Annotated in this window: 14 protein-coding genes; all 14 read left to right on the plus strand. The window is 40.7% G+C overall.

Features of this window, described 5'->3' with window-relative positions:
• The first annotated feature begins 6 nt into the window (after nucleotides 1–6).
• The 14 genes from ACJYYY_RS02185 to ACJYYY_RS02250 all read left to right on the plus strand — a co-directional run bounded on the left by ACJYYY_RS02185 (nucleotide 7) and on the right by ACJYYY_RS02250 (nucleotide 13,263).
• Nucleotides 7–1,671 carry a terminase large subunit gene (locus tag ACJYYY_RS02185; protein ID WP_408869227.1) on the plus strand — a complete coding sequence of 555 codons (1,665 nt, stop codon included), beginning with the start codon at nucleotides 7–9 and terminating at the stop codon, nucleotides 1,669–1,671.
• Between the two features lie 19 nt (nucleotides 1,672–1,690).
• Nucleotides 1,691–2,881, plus strand: a complete 1,191-nt coding sequence (locus ACJYYY_RS02190; protein ID WP_408869057.1) for a phage portal protein — start codon at nucleotides 1,691–1,693, stop codon at nucleotides 2,879–2,881.
• Nucleotides 2,868–3,572, plus strand: a complete 705-nt coding sequence (locus tag ACJYYY_RS02195; protein ID WP_035312980.1) for a head maturation protease, ClpP-related — start codon at nucleotides 2,868–2,870, stop codon at nucleotides 3,570–3,572. Before ACJYYY_RS02190 ends, ACJYYY_RS02195 begins: the two co-directional genes overlap by 14 nt.
• A 2-nt stretch (nucleotides 3,573–3,574) precedes the next feature.
• Nucleotides 3,575–4,807 carry a phage major capsid protein gene (locus ACJYYY_RS02200; protein WP_035312982.1) on the plus strand — a complete coding sequence of 411 codons (1,233 nt, stop codon included), beginning with the start codon at nucleotides 3,575–3,577 and terminating at the stop codon, nucleotides 4,805–4,807.
• Between the two features lie 141 nt (nucleotides 4,808–4,948).
• Nucleotides 4,949–5,215 (plus strand): head-tail connector protein, encoded by a 267-nt coding sequence (locus ACJYYY_RS02205; RefSeq protein ID WP_035312984.1) that lies wholly within the window; start codon nucleotides 4,949–4,951, stop codon nucleotides 5,213–5,215.
• Nucleotides 5,193–5,519 (plus strand): phage head closure protein, encoded by a 327-nt coding sequence (locus ACJYYY_RS02210; RefSeq protein WP_035312986.1) that lies wholly within the window; start codon nucleotides 5,193–5,195, stop codon nucleotides 5,517–5,519. Before ACJYYY_RS02205 ends, ACJYYY_RS02210 begins: the two co-directional genes overlap by 23 nt.
• 43 nt (nucleotides 5,520–5,562) lie before the next feature.
• Complete coding sequence (locus ACJYYY_RS02215) at nucleotides 5,563–5,847, plus strand: hypothetical protein (protein WP_408869058.1); 285 nt, start codon at nucleotides 5,563–5,565, stop codon at nucleotides 5,845–5,847.
• Nucleotides 5,837–6,211, plus strand: coding sequence for an HK97-gp10 family putative phage morphogenesis protein (locus ACJYYY_RS02220; RefSeq protein WP_408869059.1), 375 nt, complete (start codon nucleotides 5,837–5,839; stop codon nucleotides 6,209–6,211). The genes ACJYYY_RS02215 and ACJYYY_RS02220 overlap by 11 nt, the downstream gene beginning before the upstream one ends.
• The gene (locus ACJYYY_RS02225) at nucleotides 6,201–6,833 is read left to right on the plus strand and encodes a major tail protein (RefSeq protein WP_035312990.1); all 633 of its coding nucleotides are present in this window, start codon (nucleotides 6,201–6,203) and stop codon (nucleotides 6,831–6,833) included. Before ACJYYY_RS02220 ends, ACJYYY_RS02225 begins: the two co-directional genes overlap by 11 nt.
• Nucleotides 6,833–7,198, plus strand: coding sequence for a hypothetical protein (locus ACJYYY_RS02230; protein WP_035312992.1), 366 nt, complete (start codon nucleotides 6,833–6,835; stop codon nucleotides 7,196–7,198). Before ACJYYY_RS02225 ends, ACJYYY_RS02230 begins: the two co-directional genes overlap by 1 nt.
• Entirely contained in the window at nucleotides 7,198–7,434 is a 237-nt protein-coding gene (locus tag ACJYYY_RS02235) for a hypothetical protein (protein ID WP_035312993.1), read from the plus strand. Before ACJYYY_RS02230 ends, ACJYYY_RS02235 begins: the two co-directional genes overlap by 1 nt.
• A gap of 12 nt (nucleotides 7,435–7,446) precedes the next feature.
• Complete coding sequence (locus ACJYYY_RS02240) at nucleotides 7,447–9,852, plus strand: phage tail tape measure protein (protein ID WP_051456782.1); 2,406 nt, start codon at nucleotides 7,447–7,449, stop codon at nucleotides 9,850–9,852.
• Complete coding sequence (locus tag ACJYYY_RS02245) at nucleotides 9,849–10,547, plus strand: hypothetical protein (RefSeq protein ID WP_035312995.1); 699 nt, start codon at nucleotides 9,849–9,851, stop codon at nucleotides 10,545–10,547. The genes ACJYYY_RS02240 and ACJYYY_RS02245 overlap by 4 nt, the downstream gene beginning before the upstream one ends.
• Nucleotides 10,548–10,602: 55 nt before the next feature.
• The gene (locus ACJYYY_RS02250; protein WP_408869060.1) at nucleotides 10,603–13,263 is read left to right on the plus strand and encodes a phage tail tip lysozyme; all 2,661 of its coding nucleotides are present in this window, start codon (nucleotides 10,603–10,605) and stop codon (nucleotides 13,261–13,263) included.
• The last annotated feature ends 6 nt before the right edge of the window (nucleotides 13,264–13,269 follow it).

Raw genomic sequence — 13,269 nt, forward strand, 5'->3', positions numbered from 1 at the left:
AGTTCGATTTACTTGTATTGGAAAACGTTCAAGCAAAATGGTGGCACTGAAATTGTGAGTAAAAAGATTTACCGTACGTACCGAAAACTAGTGAAAGATTTACATGATGTCGAAGGTGAATATTATTATAGCCATGATCGTGCGCAGCATGTTATTGACTTTATCGAAAAGTATTGCAAACACTCCAAAGGTAAAATGGGTGGAAAACCAATTGTTTTGGAATTATGGGAAAAAGCGATGTTGGCTTCTATCTTTGGTTTTATAGATATCGAAGGCAATCGGAAATACCAAAGAGCCATTTTGATTATTGGAAAAAAGAATGGTAAATCGTTAATCGCATCTGCAGTTGCACTTTATTTACAAGTTGCAGATGGTGAACCTGGTGCCGAAATATATGCGGTGGCCACAAAAAAAGACCAAGCAAAAATCATTTGGAATGAGTCGCGCAGCATGGTGCGTAAATCGCCGGCACTGCGTAAGCGAATCAAAACAAAAGTCGCTGAAATATCGAGTGAAGAATTTAATGATGGCGTTTATAAGCCGTTAGCCAGTGACAGTGATACGCTCGATGGTTTAAATGTTCATGGCGCATTGATGGATGAATTTCACCAGTGGAAACACGGCCGACCTCTTTATGACATTATTGTTGATGGTATAGCTGCCAGAGAGCAGCCACTTATTTTTATGACATCAACTGCAGGTGTTATTCGTGAAGATATTTACGATGAGATTTATGATGAAGCCGAGATGACCATTTCAGGATATGACTTAGACGATGGATACTCCGATGAGAGGTCTATTTTTTTTGTGTATGAATTGGATAAGCGAGAGGAATGGAAGGACGAGGATTGTTGGAAAAAGGCAAATCCTGGACTGGGAACAATTAAAAACCTCCGAACCTTACGTGAAAAAGTAGGGAAAGCGAAACAAAACCTCCGGCTTGTTAAAAACTTAGTGTGTAAAGAGTTTAATATTCGTGAAACAGCCACAGAAAGTTGGCTAACCTTTAACGAGTTGAACAATGAAGCAACGTATGACCTCGCTAAATTAAAGCCTCGTTATGGTGTGGGTGGTGTCGATTTATCTCGCACGACCGATTTAACGTGCGCCACAGTTATTTTTAGAGTTGCGGGGGATCCAACGATTTATGTTAAACAAATGTATTGGCTCCCAGAAGATATTTTTCAAGAACGTATTCAAGACGATAGAATACCCTACGACAAGTGGAAAGATGCCGGACACTTAAGGTTGAGTCAAGGTAATAAAATTGACTATCGCGACATTACGGAGTGGTTTTTAGAAATACAAAACACGTATGACATCTATTTATTCAAAACGGGTTATGACAATTGGAGCTCTACTTACTTTATTAAAGATATGGAGTCCAATTTTGGTAAAAACTCGATGGACCAAGTTATGCAAGGTAAACGAACGCTTTCAGGTCCAATGCACAACTTAGGCGCAGATTTAGCCTCTAAAGTAATTAATTACAACAACAACCCTGTTCTGAAGTGGTGTATGTCGAATACAACGATTGAAGTGGATAGGAACGGAAACATTCAACCAGATAAAGGTAAAAATAAGAAACGTCGTATCGATGGATTAGCAAGTCTTTTAGACGCGTATGTTATTTACGAACGCTATCTGGAAGAATATGAGTCTGTCATTTGATGTGAAGGGCGGTGAGAAATTGGGTTTGTTTAATTTTAAGAAGAAAACAAAAGAGAAAACGACAGAAGTCAGTTCATATCAAATGATGAGTGACACCGGGACTGGTTATTATTCATGGAACGGTGACATTTACAAGTCTGATATTGTTCGGTCAGCAATGCGGCCTAAAGCACAGACCATTGGTAAAGCCGTTGCTAAACATATGAAAAAAGATGCTGATGGTAAATTAATGGTGAACGACGATCCTTATATGCGCTTTTTATTGGAAGAACCGAATGAGATGATGACCATGCAACTGCTACTTGAAAAATTAGCGAATCAACTTGAACTGAATGGGAATGCTTTTGCGTTAATCGATAGAGATGAGAATGGTTATCCGGTTAGATTATATCCGCTAGTAGGTACGCAGTTCCGATTGTTACAAGGCGAACAAGGGACCTTATACTTAAACTGCTTTTTACTAACTGGCAAACAATACACGTTTAGATACGCTGATATCATCCATTTAAGAAAAGATTTTAATGATAATGATTACTTTGGCGATAGTTTAGCACCCGCATTGGCACCTTTGATGGAAATCGTTAGCACGACGGACCAGGGAATTGTTAAGGCCATCAAAAATTCTAATGTCATTCGTTGGCTATTGAAATTTAACCAGGTACTTCGTCCAGAAGATATTGAAGAAAATACAAAGGCATTCACAAAAAGTTTTTTATCGGAAGAAGCTGAATCTGGAGGAGCTGCCGGTGTAGATACAAAAGCAGAAGCTATTCAGATAGAGCCAAAAGATTATGTGCCGAATGAACGTCAAATGGCTGTGACTAAAGAGCGTATTTATTCATTGTTTAATTCAAATGAAAAGATAGTGCAATCTAAGTACACAGAAAACGAATGGATTAGTTACTATGAAAGCCAAATCGAACCGGTCTTGATGCAGTTATCCGGACAATTTTCAGTGAAGCTATTTAGTCGACGTGATCGTTTTGACGGCAATTCAATTATTTTTGAATCATCAGCACTTACATTCGCGAGCATGAAAACAAAACTCGGATTAGCAGCATTAGTTGATCGCGGTGTTTTAACGCGTAACGAAATGAGGAGTTACTTTAACTTGTCACCTGTTGAAGGTGGTGATGTGATGGTCCTTCGATTAGATACAGCTACTTTGAGAGAAGGTAAAGGAGGTGATGAAGAAGATGCCGAAGATTAAAATTTCAGGTGTAATTATCCCTAATGATTATCAAGAATTGTATGACTGGCTTGAAATTGAAGGAACAAGTCCACGAAAAGTGGCCGAAGCACTTGAAAGTAATGCGAATGAAGATGTTGACGTTGAAATAAACTCGCCGGGTGGCGATGTTTGGAGCGGGTCAGCTATTTACACAATGCTGAAGCAACATGAAAAAACAGTAACCGTTTCAATTGTTGGCTTGGCCGCAAGTGCCGCATCGGTTATTGCAATGGCTGGTGACGTTGTTAAGATGTCACCTACCGCACAATTCATGTGTCACAACGCTTCTGGTACGCTATCAGGCGACAAGAACGATATAGAGTCGGGCTTACAAAAGTTAAAGTCCGCTGACACGGCTATAAAAAATGCGTATATCATTAAAACAGGTTTATCAGACGTCGAGGTCCATGAAATGATGAATAAAACGACTTGGTTATCGGCGAATGAAGCAAAAGAAAAAGGCTTTGTTGATCAGGTTATGTTTGAAGAAAAACAAGATTATGCATTTACTGCCAATTATGGCAATCTACCTTTCTCTGCCGATAAAATAACTGAATTAAAATCCTTAATGGATAAAGAAAAAGGAGCAATTGCCAACGGCGGCGATGCTTCTTTTTTAGTGGCACAAAGTCGATTGAACCTACTAAAAATTAGAAAAGAGGAGAAATAATTATGACTAAACAAGAATATTTAGCAAAACGAACTGCAATGGTGAATGAAGCGCAAGGGCTTTTAGATGCATCTAATCCAGAAGACGCTAATCTTAAAATGAAAGAAATTGAAGTGTTGGATGCTCAATTTGAAGAATCTGCAAAAATGGCAGCGAACTTAGCGGCATTAGATAACAAGGTGCAAAGTCATAATCCGATTAATGGTCTAGAAAACGTGAGCCAAATCGGTCAGGCAGATTTGTCTACCGCAGTGGGTCCAGCTTTAGGTAATGCGTCTTATGAAGAAGTGTTTGCAAAGGTTTTGATGGGTCGCGATTTAACAAATTTAGAAATTGAAGAATACGAGCGAATGAACAATACAACATACGTACATCAAGCAAAAGACCAAGAAATTCTTGTTCCAGAAACAGTTGTAGGTAACATTATTGGTTTGATTAGCGCGCGTCATCCGTTCTTTGGCGAAGTTCAAAAATTGAACATTCCTGGTAAAATCTCAGTAAAAAAACATACTGAAATTACTGAAGGTGATGCTGCTTTTGTAGATGAAGGCGAAGAAGGAAATGACGAAAAGAACAAATTCGAAGAAATTGTCTTGAGCGGATTTGAAGTTGTTAAAAATGTAACAATCTCATTTAAATTAGAAGCCATGAGCATCAAAGAATTTACAGCTTACATTCAAAGAGAAATTGCGACACGAATCGGCCATACCTTAGGAAAAGGCATTTTCACCGGGACCGGAGTTAAACAACCGAAAGGTGTATTAGTAGAACTCGCAGGCACCTCTCAGACGATGGAAACAAGCGAAGGTGGAAAAGTTAGTTATACAGATTTAACAAGCATGCGTTCGAAAATTGCGTCTGATTTTTCAGATGGATTAAAGTATTATGCGAAATCAGAGACGATTTGGAATCAATTAGCAAATGTCGTTGATCAAACGGGACGTGCCATTTTCATTCCAGTGCCATCTGCCGGCGGAGTCGGTACAATCTTCGGTGTTCCAGTTGTTGAAGATGATGGCGTTCCAACAGATGAAATCGTTCTAGGGAACCCAGCTAACGGTATTATCTGCAACACCAATAAACCACTCTCAATCGAAACAGAACGTCATCTTAAAAAACGCGAGACCTTGTATCAAGGCCATACCATTATTGACTGGTCAGTAACACAAGAAAAAGCCTTCGCACATCTTACATTAAAAGCTGTAGAAGAACCAACACCGCCGTCGGGGGAGTAACACCCCCTCTTGAAAAAGAGGTGATTACCCCTAACGAAAGTTGGACGGTCGCACAAATTAAAACGTGGTTAGATGAGCGAGAGATTGAATACGTTCCAAGCGATAATAAAGCAACGTTGTTATCGAAGGTGGGCGTTGAAAATGTCTGATGATTTAATAGCAAAACTGAAAGGCCACATTCAACTAGAAGGGGACATGGACGAATCCATGCTCCCTTTTTATGTTGAGGCCGCTACAAACTATGTGAATAAATCTACAGGTTCTGATGAGCCTTATTTAATTGTGATGATTGCGGCTTTGATGTTTGAATATCGTGTGTCAGAAGATGGCTTAAAGAAAGCGCTAAAAGCAGTCGAGCCATTATTAATTTTGGAGGTGTTAGCCGGTGGCAAAACGTCTGACAAATAGGTTGAAGTGGCGTGCAGCGTTGATGGAAATTATAGCTGATAAAGATGCCAACGATCGTCCAACACAGACGTATCGAAAGAAACGTGATTTGTTGTATGAAGAACTTGGTATTTTAGCAGAAGAAAAATATCTATCACAACAAGCTAAAACAAATGTTGTTTTACGTATAAAAGTACGATGGGACCCCTTGATCACTGAAAAAAAGTCAGCCGTATGTATCAATGATGTCAATTACAACATTACACGTATCTTTACAAACAGGACATTGCGAGAAATGGAGTTGAGTTTGGCTTATGTCGATTAGCAGTAAAGAATTTGTCATGTTACTAAAAAAGACACCTTTTCCAGTGTTTCGAGATAAAGCGCCCAGCAACACCGCTTATCCGTATATCGTTTACACGTATATTAATCAAGACTACAAGCGCGCATCAGGGTCAATATACAGGGTGTTTCCTAAGTACCAAGTGTCATTGTTTACGACTGGAGTCGAAGATGAATTTAAAGCGATTAGAGATGCTCTGAACGAAAGAAAGGTCCTTTTTTCACCGATGAATAGTATTCAAGGTGATGAAAACGATGAGACGGTGACTAATTTCTATATAACGGTTGGATGTGTTGAAGATGTCGTCTGATGGCAATGGTTTTGCAGGAATGGCCGATTATTTAGGCAAGTTATCTGATGTGGCCGAAAGTGACATTACATTGAAATCGCTAGAAGAAGCCGCGACCTACTATGTCGAACAAATGATACCACGAATTCCAAAAAGTCTTAAGACAAAAAAACACATGCGTGATCACGTGAAAGTCATCATCGAAAATGAACAAATTAGAGTCGTATTTGAAGATACGGCTTTTTATTGGCGTTTTGTTGAAAACGGTACGGTCAATCAACGTGCACAAAGTTTCGCTTCAGGAACCTATGCGCAAAACAAAACAAAAATTGAAAGTTTAATGAGTAAACAACTATTAAAGGAGATGAGTAATTATGGCCGCTAATCAAAAAGTGTATTTTGAAGGCATTGATGACATCATGATTGTCATGATGAAAGAAGAAGATACGATTGCAACACCACCGGTTTATGACGAGCAACTGTATCGTTTACCGATTGCTACTAAGTTAGGTGTTAAAGGGAACGGTTCAACTAAAGTGAAGTATGCCTCTAGTAAGGTTTTTCGTCGTGTTAGTCGCGAAACCGAACATGAATTATCACTGGAGCATGTCGGTATTCCAATCGAAGTGCTCGATAAGATACAAAATGTCATTTCAAATAAAGGTGTCGTATTTAAACGTGCGATGGCCACTGAGTTACCTTATTTTGCCTTCGGTTTTATCGGCCGAATTAGTGATGGTGAGCGAATGGCTGTTTGGTATCCAAAAGTTCAAATGGTTAATGCGACGGAGTCTGAATACGTCACTGCTGAAGAAGATGACGAGATTAAAGATGTTAAAGCGACATTTACTGCGGGCGCTTTATTATTTAATGATGTCTTGAATTCAGCGTATGACAGCACTCGCATGGATACAGATATGATTGATCTCGCAACGTTTATTGAAGAACCAATCTACGAAGAAAAACAATTAAATATTCCAGAACCACCTGCTGGAGGTGATGAATAATGGCCAAACTATCAGATTTAGTTAACGTCAGTCATAACAGTGACGTAGTTACCATTCAAAAGGCTGAAATTCCTATTTCATTTGGGATGGAGTCAATGGAGTATATCGGTGATGTATACGGTGAATATGCCCAGTTTGAGCGGGACATTAATGAATTTCTGAAAGAAGGAACCATTACTTTTAAAAGTTCAACATTGAAAATTATACGTGCATTGATTTACGGAATGGTGCGCTCCGGTGGAACAGAATGTACACCGGAAGAATTAAATGCGTCTATGCCATTTAATACGCTACCAGCTATTTTTGAAACATGTCTGGATGTATTTACGCGCCAGAATTTTCAGGAGTCTGACTTAAAAAAATAATGAAAGTCACGAACGAACAACAGAAGAAAACAGATGCAACGTCCGAGGAATTAGTTACCCCCTGGGACGTTTATTTGCATGTTGCGGTGTCCCTCCTACATTGGGATATCGCTTTTTTTCTTAAAGCATCTCCTCGTTTTTGGCTTGTTTCATACATTAAATATTTGGAAATGCAAAATGGTGAACTTTTTGAAGAAGAACAGGTACTCACTATTGATAAAGGCTCGTTTTGGTAGGAGGTGAAAAAAGTGGGGACAAAAGAAGAAAACGTCGTACTTAATTTCAAGCAGACCGGTCAAGTAGAGTTTGCACAAAATGCGAAACAACTAAATAAAATCATGAACGAAGCCGCGCAAAAATACAGAATGCAAACGAATGCGATGGGCACTGATGCCACCGCCACCGATCGATTGAAAGCGACGAAAGAAAAGTTAACACGACAAATCGAAGCAGGAACCAAGCGAACTGAAAAATTACGCCAAGAATACGAAAAATCAGTTAAAGAAACAGGCGCCTACTCTGATAAATCACTTAAATTACATGGGCAGTTAGCCAAGTCTGACAGCGCTGAAAAAGTATTAAAAGACTCGCTCGCAAAGACAAACCAAGAGTTAAAGAAGCAAGCGATTTACAGCGATGAACTAAAAGAAAAATTAAACAAAATGACTGAAGTTGGCAATAAAATGAAAAGTGTCGGGAAAACGATGTCGATGTATGTCACTGCGCCAATCGTTGCAGGTGTCGGTCTATCAATTAAGGCAGCTTCTGACTTCGAAAGTTCGTTCGCTGGTGTAAAGAAAACGGTGGATGAGGTTGTTGATAAGAACGGTAAAGTAACACTTTCTTATAAAGACCTTGAAGATGGTATTCGTAAAATGGCATTAGAAATACCTGCAGCAACGACTGAAATAAATGCAGTTGCTGAATCGGCTGGCCAATTAGGTATTAAAACGGAGAACGTTCTTTCGTTCACTCGGACGATGATTGATATGGGGCAAGCGACAAACATGAGTTCTGAGGATGCGGCCACCGCATTAGCAAAATTAGCGAATATCACGCAAATGCCACAAGAGAACTTTGATAAGTTAGGCTCGTCAATTGTTAATTTAGGGAACAACATGGCAACGACAGAGTCTGATATTGTCGAAATGTCTTTGCGACTGGCTGGTAGTTCTAAACAGGCAGGCATGAGCGAGGACCAAATATTAGCATTGGCTGCGGCCATGTCGTCAGTTGGTATTAATGCTGAAGCCGGTGGTGGTTCTATGTCGCGCATCATGCAGAAAATCAATAGCGACGTGATGAGTGGTGCTGGAAACCTCGAAAACTTTGCAAGTGTTGCGAACATGAGTGCTTCTGACTTTCAGAAAGCGTGGAAAGAGGATGCATCGAGTGCACTTGTTTCATTTGTTGAAGGACTGGACTCGGCCGGTAAATCAGGCGAGGATGTATCTGGCATTTTAAAAGACATGGGTATCCGTTCAACACAAGAAGTTGATACGATGCTACGTCTAGCTGGTGCCGGTGATGTACTAAGTGGCGCATTAGATACGTCGGCTGAAGGTTGGCGCGAAAACACAGCTCTCACTAAAGAAGCCGAGACACGCTATGCTACATTTGAGTCGAAACTTCAGATGGTTAAAAATAAATTTTCTGACATTATGATTACTGTCGGAGGACCTTTTATGGATGCTGTTGCGGGAATGTTGGATGGATTAACACCGATACTGAATGTTATTTCTTCAATCGCTACCAAGTTTGGTGAGGCTGACAAAAACACGCAACAAATGATTATGACGTTCGTTGGTATTGTAGCTGCTATTGGGCCGACCTTAATTATATTAGGTCAACTGGTAACTAGCGTTAGTGCGATTGTTCGAGTGGTTAAATCGCTACAGGTCGCTTTAGCATTAATGTCATTTAACCCGGTTGTTTTAGGAATTGGGTTATTAATTGCTGCGTTTGTTTTGTGTTACACAAAAATAGGCTGGTTCCGGGACGGCGTCAATATGTACATGAAAGGTGTTAAAGATATATTTGTCACGATTCTCAAGTTTATATCCGGCTTTTTCAAGTCGTCTTTTGGCGGAATATTAACTACTGTCAGTGATGTTTTTTCTGCAATGAAACGCTATTTTAATGGAATTATTGATTTTGTTGCGGGTGTCTTTACAGGTGACTGGTCCCGCGCTTGGGAAGGTCTCGTTAACATTTTCGGAGGCATCATGGACGGTTTAAGCGCGGTATTCAAAGCGCCACTCAATGCTGTGATTGGTATGATTAATGGGTTTATTGGTGGTTTAAATCATATCAAGATACCGGACTGGGTGCCTAAATTTGGTGGGAATAGCTTCTCAATCTCTCCAATTCCTTACCTTGCTAAAGGTGGTCATTTCTTAAATGGCCAAGCGATTGTAGGTGAAGCTGGACCGGAACTTGTTTCGAGTACAAATGGTAGAACTACCGTTACACCTCTATCTAATGATGAAAAAAGCAAAGGGATTGGTGGCAACCTTAAAGGAACAACCGTCGAACAACATGTTCATATTAACAGTATTAATACAGGTAGCATGAATGAGCTTGATCGTATGAATCGTGGCATTGCAAAAGCGGCACGTTTAAATAACTTCGGAGTAGGGAGGACGAATGCGTGAGTGTTCCTTATTTTATTTTTAACAATCAACACAGTTTGATTGATTATGACTGCATCATTGAAAATGAACTTCATGAAGTGTCTGCCGAAGAACGTGTTGAAGTTATCAAAATAACTGGACGAAACGGGTCCTTACATCGTTCATATGGCGATTATGATTCTTTCACCTATGAAATCAAAGATATAACCATTCCCTGCGACCGGTTGGACGATGTTCGAGGTTGGCTAAGGGGCTCTGGTGATTTAATTTTGCATACAGATAAAGACAAGTGTCGAAAAGCTCGTGTACTAATGGGCGCGCCTTTTCAGTACGAAAACGAGTGGGGTGTTTTCTATACGTTCAGTGTGAGCTTCGAATGTCAGCCCTTTAGATACAAGGTTGTGGACCCTGTGATTGACTTAGAAACAGGGGTCAATCGTCTATTCGATGCAGGCACAGAAAGTGCCAAACCAGTTTTTTATATTGAGTCGTTGGGTGGTGACTTAGTGTTCGTCATTAATGGTGACACGTTCTCATTAATGAACACAAAAGCGGGCTTCATTACATTAGATAGTGAGCTCGGACAAGCTATATTTGATGGTGCAATCGTTAAATCTAAAGGGAAATACCCACAACTGCAACCAGGTCTGAACGAAATAGAGGTGAACGGTGCTTTCAAGCGCGTGTCACTGCAAAAAAGGAGTGTTTGGTATTAACGATATTAGTTTATACGACGCAAATGAAGTTGATTTTACACACAATGGCTTAATAATGAAAGATTTTGAGGATGAACCAGAGGTTAAACGTGTTTTAAATGGCGCGTTTAGTTTCTTTGGTGTGTATGCGATGCATGGCCAACATTCCGAACAGCTGAAAGAAAACTGTATTTTAAAAGTTCTTTGTCCTGATCGAACGTGGCAGCTGTTTCGTATTCAAATCAAAGAAAAAAGTTTGAATACCATTGAACTTTCTGGGTTTCATATTTGTTATGATGCGAATCGAAACTTCATTTCTAATTTTTTTGAGTCTAATGGAAGTGGTGCTAAAATCATGGCCGGTCTGGAACAGTCGTTGGCTTTTAAACAACGGTTTTCATACGCGTCTAATGTCACAAGTACGCATCAGTTCACCGCGAAGCAAGGTTCACCGATAGACATTCTGATTGGAAGTAACAATGGTGGTCAGAACTTAACTGGCGTGACAGGTGGCGAGCTAGATATGGACCAGTTCAAGATTACGTTGAAAGACCGGCTCGGACAAGACCGCGGCTTTCGTGTCGATTTTGGCATTAACTTAGATAGTATCACCGAAACTGTCGATGTCACGACAATGGCCAACTCACTTTTTCTAGTCGGAGCAACACCTGAAGGCGATTATGATGTTGAACAGGACCCTATAACCTTCAGTTATTTAGAAGTTAAGGGCGTGACCGACGAAACTCGCATTATAAAAAAACGTGAAAACGGAGACTGTAAAACCATTGAAGATTTGAAAAAATGGGGACAGTCTCTTTTTGATAAAGATAAAATTCATTTACCGAAAGTCACACATGAACTTTCAATTATTGATTTAGCTGGGACTGACGAGTACAAAGAATTTATTCGTTTAGTCGAATTACAGTTAGGCGATACTGTTCATTGTCAGCTACAGGAAATTGATATCGAAGTCGAAGAACGTTTGATCGAATACACTTGGTTACCGCGTACGGGAAACTATAAATCATTAGTTTTGGGCAATGATTTAGAAATGTACTCAAATACCTTCAACAATACGGTAGATAGCGTGCGAAAAGAGCTGAAACTGCAAAGTGAGGTGCTCTCAGAGAAGATTCTAAGCGCCTCAAATCTAATTACCGGTACAGTTGGTGGTTACGTTCGTTTCAGACCGAAGAATAAACCGTCTGAAATTTTGATTATGGACACTGACAACGTTAATACGGCCAAAGAAGTGTGGCGCTGGAACTTAGGCGGTCTTGGCCACTCATCAAATGGAGTGGATGGCCCTTTTAATGCGGCCATGACTGCAGACGGACAAATTGTGGCAGATGTAATTACTGCCGGCACATTTAACGCTGAAATGTTACGCGTTGGCTTTAATGGCATTGGTGATACATTGCAACTCGTGAATAATGCATTGGTGATTTACAATGCTAAAAATAAAATTATGGAACTGACAAAAACAGGTCTCGAATTTTGGAACGACGACATCCAACTCGCTCGAATTGGGACAGCAGGGAAAGTGGCCATTGCTGGAACGGCTGATTTTGGAAAAGATAAGACAGGCAAAGGAGCCTTTATTTCATTAGATACCGCGGCTGAACTTTTCCAAATTGATGATGGGAAAGGATATGGCATCGGTATATACAAAGGTGGACAAATTAACAGTGCGGTTGATCCAGATAATCCTGCAGGTTGGGTACACATGGGAAACATGGGAATTGACGGAACGTTAAACGTTAATAAACTGTTCGTTAACGGAAAAGAAGTCACTGGCGGAGGCTCAGGCGGTGGTGGAGGCGGTGGTACACCACCAAGCCTAACAACCGAACAAGAAAAAAACGCTTGGGCGATTTGGTCTTATCTCAAAGACAGAGATTGGTCCGAACAAGCAGTGGCCGGCGTATTGGGAAACATGGAACAAGAGTCGTACATTATACCCGACACTGAAGAAGGTAGCGGTGGCCCTGGTTATGGATTAGTGCAATGGACGTCTCCGAACGCTGGCGAAACCGGTCGAGCATACGTGCAACGTAAGCTGAAAGAAGCTGGTATTTCTGGCGACTATCGCACGATTAACGTGCAGCTCCAGTTATTGGAATGGGATATGTTAAACGGACAGTACATTCAAACATCCGATTATCCTTATAGCCCCACGCAATTTAAAAAATTAACGGATATCACGACGGCAACGGTTGCCTTCGAACGAAACTTTGAACGACCTGCGGTAACTCATCCAGAGCGTATTCCAATGGCGAAGGCTTGGTATGAAAAACTACATGGCTTAGTGGCCGCAGGAAAATATGGCATGCCTGTACCGGCCGGTTATCAAATCACGTCGTGGTTCGGCGATCGTGATGATCCAATGAATCCCGGTAATTTAGAAACGCATAAAGGGATGGACTTTGCAGATTCATTAGGAACAGCGATTTTTGCAGTAGAAGATGGCGAAGTTATTGCCAGCTTACCAACAGCTGAAAGTGGCGGGTTTGGTGAGTACGTCGTTATTAAGCACGCAGACGGCAATTTTACAGGATACGGCCATCTGAATGCTCGTTCAGTATCTACAGGCGCTAAAGTCAGCAAAGGGTCACAAATAGGCAACATGGGGACGACAGGGAACTCAACAGGTGTTCATCTACATTTCAGTGTTGGGACTGCACTGTGGGGACCGTATCAAGACCCCGCTCCGTTTCTTGGGCTAATACGACCGTAAATTATA

It is taken from the genome of Brochothrix campestris, from assembly GCF_046058945.1.
Classification (GTDB): domain Bacteria; phylum Bacillota; class Bacilli; order Lactobacillales; family Listeriaceae; genus Brochothrix; species Brochothrix campestris.